Raw genomic sequence first — 22,684 nt, forward strand, 5'->3', positions numbered from 1 at the left:
GGTGTGAACATGAATGGTTTGATCGGTCTTCTCTGTTTAATATGGGGCTTCAATTGGGTTTTTATGAAGCTGGCCAACGGCGTGTTTCCGCCCGTGCTTTTTGCCGGCTACCGCTTTGCGCTTGGGGCGCTCGTACTTCTGGCGGTTTGTTATTTCCGCAAGGTGCCGCTGCCCCGCTGGAAGGATTTGAAGTGGTATATCGTATGCGGCATTTTGCAGACGATGTATTTTAACCTGGCGATCCAGATATCGCTGGAGGATCTAAGCGCCGGTCTGACGTCGGTCCTCACGTACAGCATGCCACTCTGGCTGACGCTGATGGCCCATTTTTGGCTTCCGGGAGAAAAGCTGCGTTTGCGCAAACTCGCCGGCATTATGATCGGCATCATCGGACTCTTCATCGCCATGGATGCCCACTGGGGAGGCAGCACAGGAGCGCTGCTGCTCGCAGTGTCCTCAGGTCTGTCCTGGGCGTTGTCCAACCTTCTCATCAAGCGAAAGCTTGCAGGCAGCGACATGCTCCAGTTTACGACGTGGCAGATGGTGGCCGGCGCAGCGGGACTGCTGCTGTACTCGGTAATCTTCGAGCACGGGAAGAGCCACTGGGGCGTCATGCCGGCCGTGTACGTCGTGTTTTCGGGCGTCGTCGGATCGGCGCTGGCTTTTGTGATGTGGTCGTACATTTTGTCCAAGGTGGAGGCCAGCAAAGCCTCGATCTCGCTGCTGCTGGTGCCGGTCGTCGGGGTCGTCTGCGGATGCCTGTTCCTGAAGGAAAGCCTGAACTCCGTCGTGGCGGTTGGCATTGTGCTTGTGCTGCTGGGGATCTGGCTCGTGAACGGGGGCGGGAAGCCGAAGGCGGAAGCATCGGCGGAAAGATAAGGGCCGAGGAGCAAGGAATATGAACCTGGGCTGCACAATATCTCAAGACTCAAGACGTGCCGCTGAACACTCACTTTATCGTAAAGGGGAAATGAACTGATGAAATACCGTTACCTCGGCCATACCGGACTGGAAGTATCCGTCCTGGGACTAGGCACGAACGCCTTCGGAAAGCGGGCGGATCAGGATACCTCCATCCGGATCATCCACCACGCGCTGGATCGCGGGGTGAACTTTATCGACACCGCCAATATTTATGCCGGAACCGAGTCGGAGCGCATCATCGGCCTGGCGCTGGAAGGCAGACGGCAGGAGGCGGTGCTTGCCACCAAGGCCGGGCTGGTCATGGGGCAGGGCCCTAACGGCCGCGGTTCTTCCCGGTACCATCTGATGCAGGAGCTGGAGAACAGCCTGAGACGGCTGCGCACGGATTACGTCGACCTGTACCAGATTCATACGTTTGACCCGCATACCCCGCTGGAAGAAACGCTTCGGACGCTGGACGATATGGTCCGATCCGGCAAAGTCCGCTACATCGGCGCGTCCAATTATGCCGCCTGGGAGCTGATGAAGGCGATCGGCATTAGCGAAGCCAAAGGGCTGAACCGGTTCGTGTCCACACAAGTCAGCTACTCGCTTGCAGACCGGACGCCGGAGCGGGATCTGGTCCCGATGTGCCTGGATCAAGGCGTCGGCATCATCCCTTATTTTCCGCTGGCCGGAGGCATCCTCACCGGAAAATATTCGCTGGAGAACCGGGCACCGGAGCAATCCCGGGCCGATACCGATCCGAACTTCAGCCGGTTTGTCATTGACCGCAACATCCAGCTTGGCCAGGAGGTTGGACGGCTGGCTGCCGGTCTGGAATTAGCTCCAAGCAGCTTGTCACTGGCCTGGCTGATGGGACGTCCGGCGGTTTCGACCGTCATTGTTGGGGCGACACGCACAAGTCAGCTGGAAGACAACCTGCGCAGCGTAGATATGACCCTGAGCGCGGAGACGATCCAAGAACTGGACCGCATCAGCGAGCCGTTCCGAAACGGTGAGCCGTTCGCCACCTACCGTTTGTCCTGAGCCATAGACATGAACACATGCCCAGGCCCCCGCATAGCATATAGCACAATTGCAGCAGGGGAAGGGTGTGACCGGTATGGTCATTCATTTAACGGCCTTACACTATGTGTACTTGGCGTTTATCGTGTTCATTATGGCGCTGCTGATCAAGCGGCGGGACACGACGATGATCTGCGTGGCAGGCATCTTCGTGCTCGGATGGCTGGCGACCGAGACGCTGAGCGGCTCAGTGTCGGGCATCTTTAATTCTTTTATTTATGCGACCAAAGAGCTGATGGGCACCATCATGATCATTTCGATCATCGTGGCGATGAGCCGGGTGTTGATCCGCACCGGCATTAACGAGACGATGGTTGCACCGCTGACGCGGTTCATCCGGACGCCGGCGGTCGCCTTCTGGGGAATCGGACTCATCATGCTGGTCACGTCCTTGTTTTTCTGGCCGTCGCCGGCGGTCGCGCTGATCGGGGCGGTGCTGCTTCCGGTCGCGGCCCGCGTTGGTCTGCCCGCCCTGGGCGCGGCCATCGCGATGAACCTGTTCGGGCACGGCATCGCGCTCTCCGGGGACTATATTATTCAGGGCGCGCCCAAACTGACCGCCGACGCGGCGGGACTTCACGTATCGCAGGTCATGGAAGCGAGCGTTCCGCTCGTCATCGTGATGGGCCTGGTGACAACCGTGACGGCCTACTGGATGATGCGAAGGGACATGAAGAACGGCACATGGCGGGATGGTCTCGTCACCGGGTCCGGAGGGGCGGGTACCCTTACGGGCGAAGGCGGGGGAGCGGAAGAATCGGCAGCGCCGCTTACTGCACGCGTGAGGGTGTGGCTGGCCGTCATCATCCCGGTGTTGTTCCTGATCGACGTAGCCGCCATGTTTGTGCTGAAGCTGCAGGGCGGAGACGCCACAGCGCTCGTAGGCGGCACGGCCGTACTGATTCTGAACGCGGTAACGCTGCTTTCGCACCGGAACCAAGGTCTCGAGAAGGTCACCTCTTACCTGATCGACGGCTTCACCTTCGGGTTTAAAGTATTCGGTCCGGTCATTCCGATCGCCGCCTTTTTCTACCTCGGCGATGCGGCGTTTACCGACCTCTTCGGCAAGGTGCTGCCGGAATCCTCGAACGGCATCGTCAACGATCTGGGCGCCGCACTGGCGCATGTGGTGCCGCTGAACGGAGCGGTGGGTGCCGTCACGCTGACGATCACCGGGGCCATCACCGGACTCGACGGATCCGGTTTCTCCGGCATTTCGCTCGCCGGCTCGATCGCCCAGCTGTTCGCGGCCGCCACGCATGCCGATGCAGCCACGCTGACGGCCCTCGGCCAGGTGGCGGCGATCTGGGTCGGCGGCGGTACGCTGATCCCCTGGGCGCTGATTCCCGCCGCGGCCATTTGCGGCGTCAGCCCGTTCGAGCTGGCGAGACGGAACTTGAAGCCCGTGCTGATCGGGCTGGCGGTGACTACGGCCGTGGCGATCTTTTTGGTGTAGCCGGGCTTCGATAATTCCTGCCTCTCGATCCATTCACACAAGGCCTTCCTAAAACGGAAGGCTTTTTTGTTGTTTCATGCCCTGCGGCGGTTTAAATGTTTGGGGAGGGGATTCCTAGATATACCCGGAGTCGTTTGGCTGGGAAAGGGATACCCTAAGGAAACCATACTATCGACAGAGATCGAGGTGTTATTCATGTTGTCAGCCGTCAAAAGATTTCTGATCGGCCGCCCGCTGAAGTCCGGCCAATTGGGTGAGCAAAAACTGAATAAAACCAAGGCGCTGGCCATCCTGTCCTCCGATGCGCTGTCCTCTGTTGCCTATGGTCCCGAGCAAATTTTGCTCGTGCTGGTAACGGTCAGTGCGGTAGCCTTCTGGTACACGATCCCGATCGGTATCGGCATTCTGATTTTGCTGCTGGCCCTCATTTTATCGTATAGGCAGATCATCTTTGCTTATCCCCACGGCGGTGGAGCGTATGTCGTTTCCAAGAAGAACCTGGGGATCAATCCGGGACTGATTGCCGGCGGCTCGCTGTTGGTCGATTATATTTTGACGGTGGCGGTCAGTGTGTCGTCCGGGACGGATGCTATTACGTCGGCGTTTCCCGGCCTTCACCCGTATAATGTGGTCATCGCCTGTGCGCTGGTCGTTCTGATTACCATTCTGAACCTGCGCGGGATTACCGAATCGGCTTCCATTCTGGCGTATCCGGTTTACCTGTTCGTGCTGGCGCTGTTTATTCTAATCGGGGTGGGCTTGTACAAAATCGCAACCGGACAGGTGCCCCCAACCCTGCACGCGCCAATAGGCACGCCGGTGGCCGGGATCTCCCTGTTTCTACTGCTGCGGGCTTTTGCCTCAGGGAGCTCGGCACTCACCGGGGTGGAGGCCATCTCCAATGCCATTCCGAACTTTCGCGACCCGGCGCCGAACAATGCCTCCAAAACCTTGATGGCGATGGGCACGCTGCTGGCGATCCTGTTCGCCGGCATCGTCTTTCTCGCTTACTATTACGGGATCGTACCGAATGAAAAAGAAACGGTCGTATCCCAAATCGCCTCCACCACCTTTGGGAGGAACTTCCTGTATTATTTTATCCAGGCGACAACCGCCCTTATTCTCGTCCTTGCGGCTAATACCGGCTATTCCGCCTTTCCGCTGCTCGCCGTCAACCTGGCCAAGGATAAATACATCGCTCGAATGTTTACCGTTCGCGGGGACCGTCTCGGGTATTCCAACGGCATTATGTTTCTGGCCACGGCATCAATCATTCTGATCATCGCTTTTAAGGGACGCACGGAGCATTTAATCCCGCTATATGCGGTGGGGGTATTTATTCCGTTTACGCTGGCCCAGACGGGGATGCTGGTCAAATGGATTCGTGAAAAGCCGAAAGGCTGGCTGGGCAAGCTGATCATCAACTTTGTGGGTGCGCTGATCAGCTTCACGGTCATGATGATATTTTTTATTACCAAGTTTGGCCAAGTGTGGCCTGTGCTCATTTTCCTGCCGCTGATCGTTTATATATTTCATGCGGTCAAAAGGCACTACGAGGCCGTCGGGGATCAGCTGCGGATTACGACCTGCGAGCCGGCCCTTCCCGTCGAAGGCAATGTGATGATCGTACCCGTCGCCGGGATTACCCATGTGGTGGAGAACTCGATCAATTACGCCAAGTCGTTGTCACCCGACCAGATCATCGCTGTCTACGTAGCCTATGACCGGGAATCGGAGCGGAAGATGGAGGAGAAGTGGAAGCAGTGGCAGCCCGACATTCGGCTGGTGACGCTGTTGTCGCCTTACCGCAGTATTATCCAGCCGCTGACGAAATTCGTAGATACCGTGGAGTACAAAGCTTCAGAGTCGCACTACCGGGTGACGGTGCTTATCCCGCAGTTTATCCCTAAGAAGAGCTGGCACAACATTTTGCATAACCAGTCGAGTCTGCTGATCCGTGCCTTTTTGCTCTACCGGAAAAATATCATCGTCACCACGGTGCCGTACCATTTGAAAAAATAGCTGCTTTACCCGTTACACAAAAGAAGCTGCCGACCGGGTTCTTCCGGTGCGGCAGCTTCTTCCTTGAAGATCAATAGTTGCGAAACCTTACTGCATCTGTGATTGAGCCTTGAGCGCCTTGCCTCTTGGTCTTACTTCCAATCCTGCACCCGCCAGATGTCCGTGACCCAGTCTTCATAGAAGGCGGGTTCGTGGGACACCAGCAGCACGGTGCCGGGGTAGGCGGCCAGTGCCCTCTGCAGAGACTCCTTCGCGCGGACGTCCAGATGGTTCGTCGGCTCATCCAGCACGAGCAGATTGCTCCGGGTGAGCATCAGCTCGGCGAGCCGGGCCTTAGCCTGCTCTCCTCCGCTCAGCGTCCGCAGTGGCTTGCGGATATGCTCGGCGCTCAGGCCGGCCATGGCCAGCGTGCGGCGGATCTCCTTCTCCGTCAAATCCGGACGCAAGGACCAGACATACTGCAGCGGCGTGTCCGAAGACGGGGTGTCTTCCTGCTGGTAATAGGCGGTCCGGACCGTGTTCTGAACGGTTACGGCGCCGCCCAGTGCGTTGATGCCGCCGAGCAGAGTCTTCAGCAGCGTGGACTTGCCGGCGCCGTTCTCCCCGATGATGGCGATTTTGTCGCCGCCCTTGACGGTAAGGTCAAGCGGCCGGAACAGCGGCACCGCGTATCCCGCTTGAAGCCGTCTGGCCTCGATTAGCACCGAGCCGCTGAGGTTTCCTTCCGCCCGGAACTCAAAGCGGGGCGCCGGGCCGTCACCCGGCTTCTCGACCCGCTCGATCCGGCTCAGCATTTTCTCGCGGCTCTTGGCCTGCTTCGCCTTGCGGACCCGGTTGATATTAATAAAGGATTCCAGCCGTTCGATCTCCCGGGTCTGCCGCTCATAGGCTGCCTGCTGCTGCTTCTGGCCGAGCGCATACTGCTTCTGGAACGCGGCATAGCTGCCCGTGTAGCGTTTCAAGGTCTGATGGGCCAGATGAAAAATCACGTTCGTGATTTCGTTCAGGAAATGCTCGTCATGCGACACAACGATAAAGGCGTGCGGATACTTTTTCAAGTAGCCGGTCAGCCACTCGATATGCACGGCGTCCAGGTAGTTGGTCGGTTCGTCGAGCAGCAGCACATCGGGCTCCTCCAGCAGCAGCTTGGCAAGCAGCAGCTTCGTCTTCTGGCCGCCGCTTAAGCGGCTAACGTCGGTGTCCAGGCCGATCTCGGCCAGACCCAGCCCACGGGCCACGTCCTCAATTTTGGCGGAAATGGCATAAAAGCCGGCCTGCTCCAGCCCATCCTGCAGCTCGCCGTAGCGCCTGAGCATCGCGTCAAGCCCGTCTCCCGCCTCACCGAATCGGGCCGCGATTTCATTCATTTCGCGTTCCATGTCAAACAAGTGCTGAAAGGCCCGCTCCAAATACCGCAGGACCGTCATTCCTTCCTGCAGCGAGATGTGCTGCTCCAGGAAGCCGACCCGGGCGCGCGGCGACCACTCGATCCGCCCTTCCTCCGGCAGCAGGCTTCCGGTCAGCAGGCGGAACAGTGTCGACTTGCCGGCGCCGTTCATGCCCACCAGTCCGGCATGCTCGCCCGGCAGCAGGCGAAACTCAATATGGCGAAACGTGATTTGATCTCCGTACATATGCGTAAGATTCGTGACATTTAATAGGCTCATGGTTCTCTCTCCTTAGGTTTCATTGATTGCGAACAAATGAAGCCATCAGGAGGACAGCGAAATGACGTGACGATTCGATTGTAAATACTGCAAGATACTCCGGCCCTAGAGGTCTGTACCTGGCGATTAGGTATCTTACAGTCCCGCTTTAATATACAGAAAGCGGGTAAGGTGAACACACCCTACCCGCTTACATACCAAAGCTGGAAAAGATGTGGAAATCATATCGACTGTTCTCGAGATGGCTAAAAAAGGGCAGACTTCTCCCGTATCAAGCCAATTCTCTTCTAAGAACAGTAGACAAAATTTCCATTACCTTTCCACCTCATTCAAGTTTATCGTTACGCCACACAGTATAAGCGAGGCTTCCTGCAGTTGTCAATCGGACACCTGCCCTGGGAAAGCTTAGTTCTCCAACCCGCCGCAGGCGGTTAAGAATCCTTTACCCGGAGATATCTTTACAAGGCTGACATGAGAATTTATAATGTCGATGTATGTGCAGAAGTTCGAAAGGGGAATCCATAAGTGGCAGTTGTTTGCTTGTAGCCGGCAAAAGTGCAAAAATTTCGTGAGTTCGTTCACGGGATACGTATGCCCTTTTGACCTAATACAAGGAACTTCTCGCATCGTATTTTTTTCGATACCGGCGGAGTGCCTTATTTGAGGTACTCCGTTTTTTGGTGAAATGAGGAGGAAAACACATGCTAACGCCATTTATGGAAAACCACGAGTATAATTTGATCAAGCGCCTGCTGGGGCGCCTTGAATATAACATCAAGACCACAGCCGACCAGAAGGTCATATCCGCGATCCGGCACACGACTTGGACCCGGGTCATAGAGATGTCCCCTACTGCGACGGAGGAGCAGAAGCGGTTCTTCGACCGGATTCCGACGCTAAACCGTGCCGAAGAATTCCAGGCTTATTTGAGCGAGCTGGAGCAATACGTCACGGCCTTTCCGCAGGTAACGGAACAGCAGCTGAAGAAGCTTTATCCCAAAATTAAAAAGCTGAAGCTTCCACCGCTGGCCGAGCTCGATTTCCGCTTCCTGACCTATATTGGCTGGACCGACATTTCAACGAATAAACTGTTCATCGTCTACAACCTGGACGGGAAAATGACAGGCATTGAGGGCCGATTCACCCCGACGAACAAGAAGGGGGTCTGCTGTCTCTGCAACAAGCATGAAGAGGTGGCCTTCGTGACCGCGCAGACGAAAGCGAAAGGATCGGCACTGGACCATTTCGGTCGGGTCGGAAATTATATGTGCATCGACAGCGCCAAGTGCAACCAGAATATTACCGATGTGTCTCAACTGGAGCGGTTTATGAAGGATGTGTTGAACTAACATGCTGACCATGCGTAAAATGCAGAAGAATCCGGGTTGATTCCGGGAGAAATACAGCGGGCAGGCCGAGAGGCCTTGCCCGTTTTTATTTTCCCTTTGAGCTATCAGGAGACGGTTTAGTGAACCAGTACAGGCGAAGGCGTCTGGATATACTCGGCGTACCGGATGCCTTCTGCCTTCAATTGCTCCTGACTGGCCCGGTTGGCATTGTACACCACGAACGGGGGGAGGAAGGTGCCGTGGCAGTGGGCAATCGTAAGGTGGATCGGTTTTAACAGCTCGCTGATCGTGAACCAGTTGTCTCCTCCGGGCCTGAAATGACTTATCTGTGCCGCCCGCGGTAGTGACGACGATGAATTCTTTGCCCTTTAAATGCTCGCCTCCGGGGCCGTAAGCCCAGCCGGGAGTCAGTACATCGTCAAACCATTTTTTGAGAAGTGGTGGTGAGCTGTACCAATAAAAAGGGAACTGGAGAACAATCCGGTCGTAAGCAAGCAGCAGCTGCTTCTCACGGTCCGCATCGATCTGCCAATCCGGATATTCCTGATACAGATCGCGGACGTGGATATCGGTATGCTTCGGCAGAGCTTCGAGAAGCGCATGGTTCGCTCTGGACTTGGACAGATCCGGGTGGGATACAATGACCATGGTTTTCATTTCAAAATCATCCTTTCGGGTGGTATGCGGTATGAATGATGCACCCCCAGTATTGTTCAAGACCGCCGCTTTGAAAAGTACGCATTTTAAACAGACTAAGTCTTGCAAACCGTACTCTGGATCAGGACAGCGTATTGCCGAGTAGTACGAAAAATCATACTATGTACGATTTAAAAGAGTACTGTCACCATTCCGTGTACTCTGGTACAATGGCAGCAAAGACAGCACTGCCGCTTCGGTAGGAAAGGGGAGGGCTAGCGAGATGAGTAAGGACCACGGGACGGGAAACACGGGAGGAATCATCACGACGCTGCAGGCGATCGGAGGCAAGTGGAAGCCGCTCATTTTGTTTATACTGCTGCACCAGGGGACGAAACGGTTCGGGGAGCTGCGCAGACAACTTCCCCATATTACACAGGGCATGCTGACCAACCAATTGCGTGAGCTTGAGCAGGATGGATTGATCCACCGGAGGGTATATCAGGAGGTTCCTCCCAAGGTAGAATACTCCTTGACGGAACATGGGGAGTCGCTAAGATCCGTGCTCCACGATATGTGCAGCTGGGGTTTTGAGCATATGGAATTCAAGGCGAATGCCGCCAAGGAGGATACCGCCTCCGAAGCGGACGGAAATATGTAAGGGAGGGCCTGAGGGCCCTCCCTTACTGTATATTAGATGTCACTCTTCAAATGTCAGGTTAGATGGCTCGTCCCGGAGCTCGTAGACGACCTCCAAATTCGTGGTGGGTACGCTCTCGTCGACTTCATCAAACCGGAAGCTGTCCACCCATACCTGCCCCGGTCCCATCAGCAGCACGCCGAGCGAAATCGTCGCGGCATTGTCCGGGACATCAAGCACGATGGCGTAATGGTTCCAATACGTGTCGCCCACAATCCGGCGGTTGTTCATATTGTCAAACCGAAGCACGTCCTCGGCTTGATTATCGACCCGCATCCACAATCCGCAGAACTCGGTAACCCCTTCTGTCCGGACGAAGCCGGAGAAGCGCATTCTGCGTTTCAGGTACCGATCGGCTTTAAATTGCTGCATCATCGTGGCGAACACGTTCGGGCCTTCCGGGGTGACGGCTTTCAAATAACCCGAGGCGTTCCCTTGATGGACGTTGTGACGGTCCAGGCCGATTTCATACTGATGCGGGTGGCTGCCGCTCAGCACCCAGCCTTTTACCATCGATTCCTCAATCATGTTCCTTTCTCCTCCTTGAGCGGCATGGGCCTGGGCATGAAGGCTGAACATCTTCCGGTATCGCCCTGGCGGCATGCCGTACATTTTTTTAAAGGCGCGGGTAAACGCCTCCTGGCTCTCAAAATGGCATTGCAGCGAAATGCCGATGATCGGCTCCTCCGAGTACAGGAGCATCCGCGAGGCGAGACACAGCCGGCGGCTGCGCAAATATTCCGCGATGCTCAGCCCGGTCTCCCTGCGAAACAGACGGTGAAAATGGAACGGCGAGAATCCGGCCTGTGCAGCGATCTGCTCAAGTGTCAGCGGCTCGTGAAGCTGTTCCTCCATGAACCGGATGCTGTGTTGAATCTGATTTGAATACACCAGCGTGCCCCTCCTTTGATATCAGCATAGCAGATGGGAGAGGGTGCGTTTTGACCGTTCTTGCTAACATGCGAAAAAGCCCGGGATGGGCAGGCCATTCGGGCTGGAATATGGGAGACGTGGGAATGCTCGGATGCGAACGGGAAAGTTGCGGGGCGGTTTCCATGTGGGGAGTCAATTCGTTCATTAAGGGCCGTCGTGCTCCCCTTTGTTTTTCAAAGAAGACACACTACAGCAACCACTAGCTAGGCTTCGGTGTTAGAGCTCGGAAAGGTTGAAGTGAACTCCCCGGTTCGGACAATCCGCTGCGGCGAAATCCAGCAGGCGGCGGCCCTCGTCGGCCAATGCCTCCTGATCGGTGTCCGAGATAGGCTCAAACAGCTTGATCACGAGTTCGGCGGACTGCTTGTTCCGCTCCAGGCTCCACATGCCGCAAACGAAGCCGTCGACGAGCACCGCTGCCCGGATGATGCCGTTCACCGTAAAGATGCGGCGGCGGTAGCTCTCATCCATAATCCGGGAGCGGTCGGCGAAGGAGAGAAGCATGTTGTCGAATTCGCCGAGGAGGCGCGGAGGTGCGGGTGTATCCTCCGCCGGCAGGGGGGCGTCCGCCAGGTCGTACAGCAGGACGCCCTTTTCATCCAGGAAGGTCCGCAGACTTGGCCCGAGCCGGCGGATGACGTCGCTCAGCCGGGTCAGCCCGGACCAGACCTGGATGTCCTTGACCGAGGCCGGCCCGAAGGCGGCCAGGTAACGCAGGACCAGCTCCTCGAGTCCGGAGCTGGAAGCTGCCGCGGGCGGGCTGCCCAGCCACGCTTCCGCGGTGGTGTGCAGGGCCTGGCCGCTGGCGCCCCACAGGCCCCTTGGGGGCACCTGCACGAGCGGCACGAGCGTGCGCACCGTGTTGGCGAGCGCGGCCGGGCTGCGGTCCGGCCAGCGCTCCTGCAGGCGGGCGCCGAGCTCGCCATAGGCCAGCGGGGCCTCCTCTACGAGGGCCCGGCCGGCTGCGGCGACCGCACCGGTATCCAGGCCGGCCAGCTCCTTGCCGTAGCCTCCCTTCAGGCCGCGGTCCAACGCGGGCTGAAGGACCGGGCGCAGCGCCAGGGCGTCCTCGGCCGTCACGAGGTGGATCGTCGACCGCATCATCACGATGCGCACGGCCTGACGCGTCTCGATCAGCCGGGACAGCTCCTCGTGCCGGAAGCCATCCAGCCGGGCCCACAGGCCGTAATACGGCGGGATCGGGGCTTGGGCCTGCATGCCGGCCAGATGCCGCAGCGCGTCAAGCACCGGCATCTCTGCCCGGCGCAGCAGGAGCTGCCGTTCGAGCAGGGCCCGGTTCAAGGCCCGGCGGCTGAGTACCTGGGGAACATTTTTCGTAAAAAGGGATGTATCGGTTGGCTTGGGCATCGGCTCGGTCACGACGGCAGCGCCTCCTTAAGGTTCATGGTCTATACGTTCTTATATCCTCAGTATAGCCATCAACGCTGACAACAATATGTCAGGGTTTGGAGAGTGCGGTCAAAGGAATTTGTGATCCTCGTCCCGTGGATCGCTGTGGGTTTTCGGGACGGATGCCAAAATACGGAGCATGGTGGAAATCCAATAGTGCAGCAGGCCGGGTACCGAGAGAAGCAGAATCAGCGTCGGCCGGGCCGATATGCTTTTATGATTCAGATAGAACAGCAATAGGCAGGACACCAGAACATACCATACAAGAGGCAGGACCCCAGGCCGCGGCTTCCAATATGCTGCAACTAACCTGGAAACGGCTTGCAGAAGCAGCGAGTAGCACAAAATCGAAACAGAGTTCAGGAACAACATGACCGTGACGATATCCTGAAACAAGGGAAACTCTTGCTCCGGACCGTACCATGGCCAGAAGGCAAGCAGGCCGAAAGCGCACAAGGCCAGAGACAGGCCTGTCCACAATACATAACAAAACCGAATCATGCGGAACCCTCCCCGAAAAGGTAAATATACACAGGGATCGGGCCCTTTACTGGACGACCCCCGTGTATCAAGCGGAACCATTCACAGCTGCTCATTTGGAGGCGGGAGAAGTTTTTTAAAATAGGCTTCGACTTCGGCAGCGACTTCTTCCGGTCCTTTGGAGCCGTCTACTTCAATGAGGGGCAGTCCCCGTTCCTTTACAGACTGTCTGTACTGCTCGGCCCACAGCAGGTCACGTTCGATGTGGTTCTGCTGGGCAAGCTCATGGTCATCCAGAACTTCGGCACGCCGCTGCCCCTTGAGACGCCGATGATGGGAATCCCTTTGGAAGGGTTCGCTCGGCACCATCCATATGGCTCGTTGGGGATCTGGTAATAAAGGGAGGAGCGCTTCCGGAAAAAAGCCGGGCCCCTCTGCGATGATGGGACGATCCGCGGACATGGCACGCAAATCTTCAATAACCATGGGAAGCCGCTCCAACCAAACCGATTTTCCATTGGCAGCCATTTCCGCTGGCGTGCATGACAGCCATAACCATTCCAGAAACGCCTTCTCATCCAAATCCGCAAGTTTGGCTCCTAACGCGAACAATGCGGGATGCCGCTCAGGATCCGCGCGACGGATATGATCCATTTCATACCGGTCGAAGTGGTATACCTGTAACTGGTATGTTGAGCCAAGCAGGTCTGCAACCGTCGTTTTACCACAATCCGGAGGGCCGCCGATCCAAAGAATATGCGACAAGGCTATTGCTTCCTTATTCACGAATGCAGCGATCATCATCACCTCTTTTTCATGGAGAGTTGTCAGAATGAAGTGTCTGATATGCGATTCTACAGTTTATTGAGATCCAGTTATTGGGATTTTGGGGCAGATGCCTCAACATTAACATGTTATTGGGGAACGATGCAAAAGCAGTAGAGTTCAATTCCAGCGATCCTTTAAAGCTGGTATATTGCCGATATACCTGAAATCACGCAATGAACAAAAGGACTTGTCGTATATCGCAGTGCAGTGGGTGAGGCGCTGTCTGCGTAGACAACGATGCAGTATAATGGGGGGAATAGTGGAAAAAGGATTCCTTTGAGCAGGAGCTGTCGCTAATCAAAAAAATACGGCGACCCAACATTCAGATGATGGGTATGGACATTGGGAATCTGCTTGAATGAAAGGGGCGATACCTTGAAAATAGGCCAGCTATCCAAAGCGACCGGTGCCAGCACTCGATCGATCAGATATTACGAAAAGAAAAATCTGTTGACAGCAAAACGTATGGATAATGATTATCGTGAATTCGACGAATCTGATGTTAAACGGATCAAAACGATACAGATTTATTTAGACATCGGTCTGTCGACGAGGGAAATTAATGGAATATTGAATTGTCATGAGAATTATGATGCCTACGACAGCGATGATTTCTGTGAGGAGTTGCTCGGTGCCTATGAGGAAAAACATGCAGAAATCTTACAGCAAATTCAAGCGCTCACTGTTGCACAGCTGAAATTGGAGCAGCGTATTGAACAAATGAGACGCCAGAGAACGTTGAAAGGAACAGTGAGCAACTCAGCCGAGCAATCAAACCAATCTATATGAACAAAAAGGGTTAAGGAAGGGCCGATTTACAATATGGATAAACGGATGGCATGTACACGATGGATGAATGAACGATAGATATGAAGCACACAAAAATGTATCGGCTGCATTCGTGTTCAGGCTTTGATTTATTTAGCAAAAAGAACAGCGGGGAAGCCGGGCTTCTCCGCTGTTCTTTTTATAATATCAAAGTGTAAACTTCAGAGCCGTTGCTCCTGATATTGCAAGAAAAATTACCTTTAAACGCGGTCTGTCTTCTTTGAAGGTACGTCGATAGACGTTTTTCTAATGGAAGTTGTATTCAAACGAGAGCTTTAACGGCAGCAACTGCATTTTCGTAGTTAGGGTGCTCTGTCATTTCGCCCACATACTCAACGTATTGAACGGTATTGTCAGCATCGATTACAAAAACGGATCTCATCAACAATTGAATTTCCTTAATGAGAACGCCGTATGATTGGCCAAAGCTGCGGTCTTTATAATCGGATAAAATGATTACATTGTCAATGCCTTCAGCACTGCTCCAACGGGATTGTGCAAAAGGAAGATCCACGCTGACGGTCAGGACAACCACGTTATCGCCAAGCTTTGCGGCTTCCTCGTCAAAACGCCGGGTTTGAGCGTCGCATACACCTGTATGGTCCAGGGAAGGAACGACACTGATTAGTTTGACTTTCCCGGCATAATCAGCCAAGGATGCTTGCTCTAACAAATTTTTGCTAACTTTGAAGTCAGGGGCTTTGTCTCCGACCTTCAGTTCAGGTCCTACTAAAGTAAGCGGGTTGCCTTGAGCTGTTGCTACACCGGTACGTTCTTGTGCCATTGTACACGGCCTCCTTATTTTTTTAATGGATATAATGGGAAGGACGCTCTGTCATTTCGCCTAAATATTCAACGTACTGTACGGTATTGTCAGCATTGCTTACAAAGCTGGATTTCATCAACCTTTGGATAATTTCTTTAATGAGCACGTCATAAATGCTCGAGCTTAAGCTTTAGGCCCTGCATTCCGACCTCTCTGCTGCCGCTCTTCGCGACTGGGGCCGTAAACGCCAGGTACCACCAATCCGGCTTGACGCATAAGCACGAACATTTGTCCACGATGATGGGCCTGGTGCTGGATCAGCAAACGCAACACTGCAGAAATGGGTAGTACTATCGTGTCCCACATATTCCGGGTTTCGCTTAACGTCACATCGTTCCATTGCGTCTGCAGCGCATCCAGCATCGCACGGCTCGTCCGATCATAGGCCTCTGTGATGGAAGCTGCCGATGTTGGTTGATCGCTATCTTTTCCTTGATCTTGGAATTCCAGCCAATTTCCTTCCGCTTGGAATTCCAGCCCCGCTGCGGACAAAAAGTAATGAACCGATAGTGTTATATGCCACGCCAGTTTCCCCAAAGTGAAATGATCTGGAGCCACTTGTTGCTGAAGAGACTCGTTCGTCAGGACTTGGAGGACCTTCTGTGTGAGGGCCGCTTCCATTTTCCACTCATCGATAAATTGATGCAAACTAGTAAACATGTGCTAATCACCCTGCTTTTCGTTGAATTTGGAAACTTATTATACTTCGAACGAAGGTCCGCTTAAGACGGTAGTCCGGCGGCCCTCCTTCAGAAAGGCTTGGGCCAGCGCCGACCCCATCATGCCTAGCCCGATGACGCTCACCGGTAAAAGATGCCCCTCAGTTTGTTTCCATTCCTGCCCCAGCGGATTCCCTTGTTTATTTTCCCTCATAGGATGTTCTCATCTCCTTTCCTACCCATCTTAAAAGGTTGACATAGTGTCAAAGTCAATGCGTATTTTTCACGATTTTATAAATGCGAAGCTTTGGCTCAAGGCTCGGACGAATTGGCGATAGGATTGTTTTTAATGGGAAAAGTCATCTTTTTGTTATATCCCAGTTATTGACAACGGGCGCGTGGAGGTTTTACAATGAATCAACGGAATGTTAGTGATTACTAACATTATCCGGATGACGACTCCAAAGGATGCTGACACAATGACGGAATCAACGACCAACCGGGACAGACTGATGCTGACCGCGATTGACCTGATGGCCGAGAAGGGATATCAGGGAGTAACCACGAAGGAAATTGCCGCAGCGGCGGGGGTGAGCGAGATGACGCTGTTCCGCCAATTCGGCACCAAGCTGCAGCTGCTGGAACAGGCGATCGACCGTTTTCATTATGCGGGCGAGATGGAGGAGCTGTTTTCCACCCGGCTGACATGGAGCTTGCGTGAAGATCTGCTGCGGATAACCCGTGCCTACCATGACATCATGAACCGGAACCGGAAGCTGGTGCTGGTCATGCTGCGCAGCGCGGAGCTGTCCGATCTGCGCGACCGGGCGCAGGATCATCCGCGGCAGCTGCAGCAGCTGCTGACGGCGTACTTCCAGGAAATGCACCGGCAGGGGAAGGTGAAGGCCATAGATTCCGAGGCGCAGGCTATGGCTTTTATGTGGATGAATTACGGTGCCTTCATTTCCCGTCTGCACAACGCGGATTTGATTACAGCCGTGTCCCAAGAGCAGTTTCTGCAGACGAGCATCGCATTGTTCGTCGATGCCCTGACTCCGATGAACGAACGGATTTAAGAGCGAGAGAAGGAGCCGGGTGGCGGGACGGGATGCTCAATCAAATGGGGCAGGCCAAGCAACTATTTTTTACATTGCGAGGAGCGGTGACAATGAGCAAATCAACAAGCAAGCTGGCGGTACCCACTGCGGATGATGCAGCGAAGCCCGTGGGATTGACCGCCGCTGCCGGGTTTCAGGTCGGCGTCCGGAGAACGTTTCCGGTATCACGGGAGGCGGCGTGGTCGCTGCTGACTTCCCCGGAGGGTATGATGGTATGGCTTGGAAAACTTCCGGCCCTTGAATTCAAGCCGGGAACGACGTATACGTCCAAGGAAGGAAACCACGGCGAGATTCGGGTCGTCAAACCCGGGGAGCAAATCCGCTTGACCTGGCAGCGGCCCGGCTGGCCCCATCCTTCCACGGTCCAGATCCGCTTGCTGGAGGCCAAGACGGGAACGACGATCAGCTTCCATCAGGAAAAGCTGACGGATATGCAGCAGCGTGAGCAGATGAAGGCATATTGGGAGGAGGCAGCGGACCACATCCGGCAGCAGCTGGCTGCAGACTGATCGAAAGCATGGCCTCAACGAATTGATCATTGAGTAAAACTCCGGCACTTGAATCGCTTGATTGAATCGAAGGAGCCGTAAGGCCGGTAAGACGACTTGGAGTGTTGATTTCCTCCTCCGCTGCGGCTTACTATAATAACTTCAGGAGGAGGTCTGCTGATGGCTGAGCTGAAGGCAGTATACAATGAGGAATTTTTACGGGGGTTCGGGGCGAAGGTTCATACGGCCCACGCCGCATTTGATACAGATAAGTTTGTCAAAGATGTCATGGACGACACATGGCAGGAACTTGAGCTGAAAGCCCGTATGCGGCGGATCAGCGAAAAGCTGGGCGATCACTTGCCCGCCCGATATGAAGAGGCGCTGGAGGTGCTCTTCGCGATCGACGAACACTGTGCGGGGTTTCCGTACCTGTTCTTTCCCGATTTCGTGGAAGTGTTCGGGCAGGCGCCGGAGCACTGGGACCTTTCAATGAAGGCGCTCGAGCGCTTCACGTCCAAATCGTCGGCGGAGTTTGCCGTCAGGCCCTTTCTGCTGCGGGACCCGGAACGGATGATGCGCCAGATGACGGTTTGGGCGCAGTATCCGGACGAGCATGTCCGGCGTCTGGCCAGCGAAGGCAGCCGGCCGCGGCTGCCGTGGGGACAGGCCCTGCCGATGTTCAAGAAGGATCCGGCGCCGGTGCTGCCCGTGCTGGAGCTGCTGAAGCAGGACCCGTCGCTCTATGTCCGCAAGAGCGTCGCCAACAACCTGAACGACATCGCGAAGGACCATTCTGACGTGGTGCTGGAGACAGCGCGGCGCTGGAAAGGTACTCATCCGCATACCGATTGGATTATCCGTCACGGCTGCCGGACCTTGATCAAGAAGTCCCATCCGGAAGCGATGGCTCTGTTCGGCTATGCGGAGTCATCTGCGGAGGAACCGCTGGCGTCCGCCGCTTCGCTGACGGTAGAGCCGTCCGAGGTCGCGGTCGGGGGCAGCACAGAGCTTTACTACGAAATCCGCGTGCGGGACGGGCAGCCGGCCCATATCCGGGTGGAATACGGGATCGACTTTGTCAAAGCCCGCGGCAAAATATCACGCAAAGCGTTTTTGCTGTCGGATAAGACCGTACCCGGAGGCTCCCGCCTGTCGGGGACGCGAACCCATTCCTGGGCCGATCTGACGACGCGCCGCCATTATCCGGGCGAGCACCGGATCGTGCTGCTGGTCAACGGCCAGGAGACGGCTTCCGCCAGCCTCGTGCTTACGGGCAGCGGCGGGGAGCAGCAGGCATAGGCAAAGCATGCGCAGACAAAGCAAACAGGAGTCCCCGAGCGGTCGTTGGACCTCAAGGGGACTCCTGTTTTTCGTAATCGGCGTGCCTTTATATAAGCAGGGAACGCTCCGGATCAATGCTGCCGCTGGTTTGAAAGAAACTGCTTCTCATGCTGAAGCAGCCAGCTTTTACGCGTCAGTCCACCGCCGTAACCGCCCAAGTCGCCGCTCGCATTGATAACGCGGTGACAGGGGATGACAAGGGCCAGCTGGTTGGCGCCGTTAGCCTGGGCCACAGCCCGGAAGGCCTTCGGTTTGCCGAGAGCCCCGGCCAGCCCGGAGTAGGAACGGGTCTCGCCCGGCGGAATTTGCACCAGCTGCGCCCAGACCGACTTCTGGAACGGAGAGCCGATCAGATGCAGCGGTGTGGTGAATACGGACAGACTCCCGTCAAAATAAGCCGTCAGCTCCTGCTCGATGGAGCGTATGGGAGCGGTGACGCCCGGGATGATCGCCGATTTCGTCCGCTGGCGCAGCCGCTCTACTTCCCGCTCGAGGCCCCTCCGGTCCACAAACTCCAGCAGATACAGCGCCTCCTCGTCGGCGATCGCGACCATCGGACCGAGGCGCGTATCGATCCATGCCGCGCGCAGGATGCGGCTGTCTGCGGATTTAGCCGGAGCCGCCCCCATGATGCGGGAGAAGGCGTCCCGGAATCCGCTTCCGGATTCATACCCGCTCGACAGCTGGGCGTCGATCACCGCCTGGCCGGACCGGATCTGCTTGAATGCCAGCCCCATGCGGCGGGCGCGGGCATACTCCACAAAGGTCATGCCAAACCGTTTTTTGAACTGCCTCCGCGCCGTTGAGGCATCGATGTCGAGCTCATCAAAGTCCTGTTCCTTCCACCGTTTTTCCGGATAGGTCTCGACGGCTTCGACCAGCTTCTGGACGACCGGCGAAACGTGATTCGGATGGGACAGCGGGCGGCAGCGCTGACAGGGCCGGAAAGAAGCGAGCAGCGCCTCCTGCGCGGTCTCGTAAAACTCACAGTTTTCATATTTGGGCTTTCTGGCCGGGCACGTCGGGCGGCAGAACACTCCCGTCGTTTTGACCCCGACATAGAAAATCCCCTCGTACTCCGACTTTTTATCGAGCAGCGCCTGATAATACTCCATTTTATGTTCAGCCGTAATCATGACCGGCCTCCTTTTTTTCATCATCCTTTATTCTTATTATAGACCAGCCCTGCAGATCTCCGCCGCCGAAAATCGGGCACTGATTTTTAAATCATCGTTCTTTTTCAACAGGACGCCGTAATGTCGGAGCCAGCAGCCCCCATCCGTGGCTAAATTCCCGCTGCATCCCTTGTTTTAACAAAAAAAATTTGGGACAATAATAGACAGATTGCCTGCCGGATCTGGTAAAGTAGAGAGAGTATGCATTTAAAGCTTTTGAAAAGAGGAAAAACGATGAACAAACCATCCATCTATGGATTAACGTTCGATCAGCTGTCTGCATGGCTGCTTGATTATGGACATAAACCATTCCGCGCCTCTCAGGTGTGGGACTATCTATATGTACAACGGGTCACCGATTTTGCCGATATGACGGATGCCAATCCGGACTGCGTGAAGCTGCTTGCGGAGCATTACGTTATCCAGACGCTCGAAGAGCATGTGAAACAGGAGTCGGCCGACGGGACGGTCAAGTTTCTGTTCCGATTGCAGGACGGCAACCTGATCGAGACGGTGCTGATGCGCCATAAGTTCGGCCTTTCCGTCTGCGTGACGACCCAGGTCGGCTGCAACATCGGCTGCAGCTTCTGCGCGAGCGGACTGCTGAAGAAAAGCCGGGACCTGTCCGCCGGGGAAGTTGTGGAGCAGCTCATGAAGGTGCAGCTGTTCCTGGACCAGAACAAGCCGGGCGACCTCGTCAGCCATATTGTCGTGATGGGCATCGGGGAGCCGTTTGATAATTTCGAGAACATGGTCGACTTCATCAATGTGGTTAAGGACCGCAAAGGGCTGGCGATTGCCGGGCGCCATATTACCGTATCGACCAGCGGCCTGGCTCCAAAGATCATGGAATTTGCCGACCGCGATTTGAAGGTGAACCTGGCGATTTCGCTGCATGCGCCGAACAATGAGCTGAGAACCCGGATTATGAAGATTAACAAGGCTTATCCGATTGAGGAAGTTTTGGGGGCCATGGATTACTATCTGGCCAAAACGAAGCGCAGAGTGACGCTCGAGTATATTTTGCTCAAGGACGTCAATGACGGCAGGGAACACGCGGCTGAATTGGCGGAGCTGATCGGTGACCGCAGACAGCTGGTCAACGTCAACCTGATCCCGTACAATCCGGTCGATGAGCACAGCCAATATCAGAGAAGCGCGCAGGAGTCGATCCTGGCTTTCTATGACACGCTCAAGAAGAACCGGGTCAGCGTCAGTGTCCGGCTGGAGCATGGAACCGATATTGACGCGGCCTGCGGACAGCTGCGCAGCAAGCAAATCCGTAAGGAAAACGGCAGAGGCGCGGGCCAGGCCAGCGCGGTAAACGGCTGAGGCCGGCCTCCTGTTTTACAGGAGGGTACCTCCTTTTTAAAACATGCATAACACGAAAAAGCCTGCAAATCTGCAGGCTTTTGTCATGCCTAGGGGCATTTATACGAAACATCCATATCCTCAACCGGTCAACCAGCCACAGCCACGATGAATACGACCCATCCCGCCAAAAAGGCCACCCCGCCGATCGGGGTAATCGCCCCCAGCTTGCGGATACCGGTCACGCTCAGCGCGTACAGGCTTCCCGAGAATAACAGAATTCCCGCAAACAGCAGCCATCCTGCGAGCTGGATGGTGCCCGCTTGTGCGGCGGATGGGGCATAGAGGCCCATCAACAGCAGGCCAAGTCCGTGAGCCAAATGATATTGGACTCCCGTCTGATAGGTTTTCTGCCGGTTATCGTCGAGTCTTTCCTTCAGGGCGTGCGCCCCGAATGCGCCGATAGCCACGGCCAAGAACATCATGATTCCGCCCAGAATGAGCAGCGTGTTCACATCAATCACCTCTAAGCGTCATCATACGTTCTGGCGCGGCGGCCGTCAACGACTTGGATTTGAGCTGTATTCCTTAATAATGCCGGCGGATATGGTGACTCCGTTTTTTCTTCTTCATAAACTTGTTCATGCCGCTAGCGCCGGGTCCTCCGCCGACCGAGTCCTGCTGTCTGGTGCAGGGGCTGTCGATGGTGGAGTTGGTGCCGCTCGTGCTGTGTGTGCCGGAGCCGCTGGCAATTTGGGTGGCGGCAGCCTCCTCGCTTCCCTCCGGCATTTGAACCCGCTGGTGATTCAGAACGAAGATGGCTTCCTTCTTCCGGCGGTGCGAGCGTTTCCGCTTACCGCGGCAGGCGTGAGCGGGCTCGCGGAGGATGCTGATGTTATCGGCGGTGCCTCCGGCCCCGACGCTGACCTGCTGGTCCGTATTGGGGGAACCGATGGCCGCGTTGCTTCCCGACGCGCTGCTGTGGCCTGCACCGCTGGCGATCTGCGTCGTATTCGGGGCGTTGGTAAATTGATCGTTAATGACAAACACGAACTTATCGAACCTGCGGAGCGGAACTTTGGTCGTCAGCCGTTTTTCGCCTCGGACGATGCTGACGATGAGCTTGCCCTGTGACCGTGAACGAGAGTGCCTCTTCAGTCGTCTTGCCATATGCCGGCGGGCATAACCGCAACCGTGGCTTCTAAGATACCTCCTCATATCAACCATCCTTTGTCTGTGGTATGGTTCATCCTAGTGATGTTTGCCGGATTTTGTGAGGGACAACTGTCTTGGAGGGGCAAAAAATAGGGCGTTTGATATAGAATGAACTAAAGAAATGAATGTTATAGGCCTCTATTGGGCTGTTATAACAGGAAGATCAAGCAAAACGTTAGTTCAATCGATTTAGCCGGATTTTACCCCTGATAGGTGATTAATGCTTCTGTCGGTGATAAAATATAGC

General features: G+C 55.4%; 22 protein-coding genes and 1 pseudogene. 11 read left to right on the plus strand and 12 right to left on the minus strand.

Features of this window, described 5'->3' with window-relative positions:
- The first annotated feature begins 9 nt into the window (after positions 1-9).
- The 4 genes from MKY74_RS04770 to MKY74_RS04785 all read left to right on the plus strand — a co-directional run bounded on the left by MKY74_RS04770 (position 10) and on the right by MKY74_RS04785 (position 5,470).
- Positions 10-879 carry a DMT family transporter gene (locus MKY74_RS04770; protein WP_076172182.1) on the plus strand — a complete coding sequence of 290 codons (870 nt, stop codon included), beginning with the start codon at positions 10-12 and terminating at the stop codon, positions 877-879.
- 99 nt (positions 880-978) lie between these two features.
- Positions 979-1,953: an aldo/keto reductase gene (locus MKY74_RS04775; protein ID WP_076172179.1), complete on the plus strand. Its 975-nt coding sequence runs from the start codon at positions 979-981 to the stop codon at positions 1,951-1,953.
- 76 nt (positions 1,954-2,029) lie between these two features.
- Positions 2,030-3,448 carry a hypothetical protein gene (locus tag MKY74_RS04780; RefSeq protein WP_076172177.1) on the plus strand — a complete coding sequence of 473 codons (1,419 nt, stop codon included), beginning with the start codon at positions 2,030-2,032 and terminating at the stop codon, positions 3,446-3,448.
- 195 nt (positions 3,449-3,643) lie between these two features.
- Positions 3,644-5,470 (plus strand): APC family permease, encoded by a 1,827-nt coding sequence (locus MKY74_RS04785; RefSeq protein WP_076172174.1) that lies wholly within the window; start codon positions 3,644-3,646, stop codon positions 5,468-5,470.
- Between the two features lie 131 nt (positions 5,471-5,601).
- Here MKY74_RS04785 and MKY74_RS04790 read toward each other — a convergent pair whose 3' ends face one another.
- Positions 5,602-7,137, minus strand: coding sequence for an ABC-F family ATP-binding cassette domain-containing protein (locus MKY74_RS04790; protein ID WP_076172172.1), 1,536 nt, complete (start codon positions 7,135-7,137; stop codon positions 5,602-5,604).
- Positions 7,138-7,838: 701 nt separating this feature from the next.
- Here MKY74_RS04790 and MKY74_RS04795 point away from each other — a divergent pair.
- A complete protein-coding gene (locus tag MKY74_RS04795; protein ID WP_076172169.1) occupies positions 7,839-8,486 on the plus strand; it encodes a FusB/FusC family EF-G-binding protein in 648 nt (215 codons plus the stop codon).
- Between the two features lie 363 nt (positions 8,487-8,849).
- On the opposite strand, the pseudogene MKY74_RS04800 reads toward MKY74_RS04795, so the two are convergent.
- Positions 8,850-9,143 (minus strand): annotated as a pseudogene (locus MKY74_RS04800) (NAD(P)H-dependent oxidoreductase); the annotation flags it as partial.
- 262 nt (positions 9,144-9,405) lie between these two features.
- Between MKY74_RS04800 and MKY74_RS04805 the strand changes: the two are divergent.
- Positions 9,406-9,783 carry a winged helix-turn-helix transcriptional regulator gene (locus MKY74_RS04805; RefSeq protein WP_076172167.1) on the plus strand — a complete coding sequence of 126 codons (378 nt, stop codon included), beginning with the start codon at positions 9,406-9,408 and terminating at the stop codon, positions 9,781-9,783.
- A gap of 39 nt (positions 9,784-9,822) precedes the next feature.
- Here the strand turns inward: MKY74_RS04805 and MKY74_RS04810 are convergent, their stop codons facing one another.
- The 4 genes from MKY74_RS04810 to MKY74_RS04825 all read right to left on the minus strand — a co-directional run bounded on the left by MKY74_RS04810 (position 9,823) and on the right by MKY74_RS04825 (position 13,410).
- The gene (locus tag MKY74_RS04810; protein WP_432206616.1) at positions 9,823-10,716 is read right to left on the minus strand and encodes a helix-turn-helix domain-containing protein; all 894 of its coding nucleotides are present in this window, start codon (positions 10,714-10,716) and stop codon (positions 9,823-9,825) included.
- A gap of 255 nt (positions 10,717-10,971) precedes the next feature.
- Positions 10,972-12,135 (minus strand): winged helix DNA-binding domain-containing protein, encoded by a 1,164-nt coding sequence (locus MKY74_RS04815; RefSeq protein WP_244169307.1) that lies wholly within the window; start codon positions 12,133-12,135, stop codon positions 10,972-10,974.
- A 99-nt stretch (positions 12,136-12,234) separates the two neighbouring features.
- On the minus strand, positions 12,235-12,666 hold the full coding sequence (locus tag MKY74_RS04820; RefSeq protein ID WP_076172164.1) for a hypothetical protein: 432 nt from the start codon (positions 12,664-12,666) through the stop codon (positions 12,235-12,237).
- A gap of 81 nt (positions 12,667-12,747) precedes the next feature.
- Positions 12,748-13,410: a hypothetical protein gene (locus tag MKY74_RS04825; RefSeq protein WP_144025446.1), complete on the minus strand. Its 663-nt coding sequence runs from the start codon at positions 13,408-13,410 to the stop codon at positions 12,748-12,750.
- Between the two features lie 438 nt (positions 13,411-13,848).
- Between MKY74_RS04825 and MKY74_RS04830 the strand changes: the two genes are divergently transcribed.
- On the plus strand, positions 13,849-14,262 hold the full coding sequence (locus tag MKY74_RS04830) for a MerR family transcriptional regulator (RefSeq protein ID WP_076172160.1): 414 nt from the start codon (positions 13,849-13,851) through the stop codon (positions 14,260-14,262).
- 301 nt (positions 14,263-14,563) lie between these two features.
- Here MKY74_RS04830 and tpx read toward each other — a convergent pair whose 3' ends face one another.
- The 3 genes from tpx to MKY74_RS04845 form a co-directional block, all read right to left on the minus strand.
- Complete coding sequence (gene tpx, locus MKY74_RS04835; RefSeq protein WP_076172158.1) at positions 14,564-15,085, minus strand: thiol peroxidase; 522 nt, start codon at positions 15,083-15,085, stop codon at positions 14,564-14,566.
- A gap of 165 nt (positions 15,086-15,250) precedes the next feature.
- The gene (locus MKY74_RS04840) at positions 15,251-15,787 is read right to left on the minus strand and encodes a DinB family protein (RefSeq protein WP_076172156.1); all 537 of its coding nucleotides are present in this window, start codon (positions 15,785-15,787) and stop codon (positions 15,251-15,253) included.
- A 39-nt stretch (positions 15,788-15,826) separates the two neighbouring features.
- Complete coding sequence (locus MKY74_RS04845; RefSeq protein WP_167372886.1) at positions 15,827-16,000, minus strand: hypothetical protein; 174 nt, start codon at positions 15,998-16,000, stop codon at positions 15,827-15,829.
- A 265-nt stretch (positions 16,001-16,265) separates the two neighbouring features.
- On the opposite strand from MKY74_RS04845, the gene MKY74_RS04850 reads away from it, so the two are divergent.
- The 3 genes from MKY74_RS04850 (at position 16,266) to MKY74_RS04860 (ending at position 18,694) form a co-directional block, all read left to right on the plus strand.
- Positions 16,266-16,862 (plus strand): TetR/AcrR family transcriptional regulator, encoded by a 597-nt coding sequence (locus MKY74_RS04850; protein WP_244169306.1) that lies wholly within the window; start codon positions 16,266-16,268, stop codon positions 16,860-16,862.
- Positions 16,863-16,954: 92 nt separating this feature from the next.
- Positions 16,955-17,413: an SRPBCC family protein gene (locus tag MKY74_RS04855; RefSeq protein WP_076172154.1), complete on the plus strand. Its 459-nt coding sequence runs from the start codon at positions 16,955-16,957 to the stop codon at positions 17,411-17,413.
- 159 nt (positions 17,414-17,572) lie between these two features.
- Entirely contained in the window at positions 17,573-18,694 is a 1,122-nt protein-coding gene (locus MKY74_RS04860) for a hypothetical protein (RefSeq protein WP_076172152.1), read from the plus strand.
- A gap of 113 nt (positions 18,695-18,807) precedes the next feature.
- On the opposite strand, the gene MKY74_RS04865 is transcribed toward MKY74_RS04860, so the two are convergent.
- Positions 18,808-19,872, minus strand: a complete 1,065-nt coding sequence (locus tag MKY74_RS04865; protein ID WP_076172150.1) for a bifunctional transcriptional activator/DNA repair enzyme AdaA — start codon at positions 19,870-19,872, stop codon at positions 18,808-18,810.
- 273 nt (positions 19,873-20,145) lie between these two features.
- Here MKY74_RS04865 and rlmN point away from each other — a divergent pair, with 273 nt between their 5' ends.
- A complete protein-coding gene (gene rlmN, locus MKY74_RS04870; protein WP_076172148.1) occupies positions 20,146-21,243 on the plus strand; it encodes a 23S rRNA (adenine(2503)-C(2))-methyltransferase RlmN in 1,098 nt (365 codons plus the stop codon).
- A gap of 128 nt (positions 21,244-21,371) precedes the next feature.
- Here the strand turns inward: rlmN and MKY74_RS04875 are convergent, their stop codons facing one another.
- Entirely contained in the window at positions 21,372-21,737 is a 366-nt protein-coding gene (locus MKY74_RS04875) for a DUF423 domain-containing protein (protein WP_076172146.1), read from the minus strand.
- 73 nt (positions 21,738-21,810) lie between these two features.
- Positions 21,811-22,440: a hypothetical protein gene (locus tag MKY74_RS04880; protein ID WP_244169305.1), complete on the minus strand. Its 630-nt coding sequence runs from the start codon at positions 22,438-22,440 to the stop codon at positions 21,811-21,813.
- Positions 22,441-22,684: the final 244 nt, after the last annotated feature.

Origin of the sequence: Paenibacillus sp. FSL R5-0378, assembly GCF_038009285.1 — a bacterium.
Lineage (GTDB): Bacteria > Bacillota > Bacilli > Paenibacillales > Paenibacillaceae > Paenibacillus_AQ > Paenibacillus_AQ favisporus.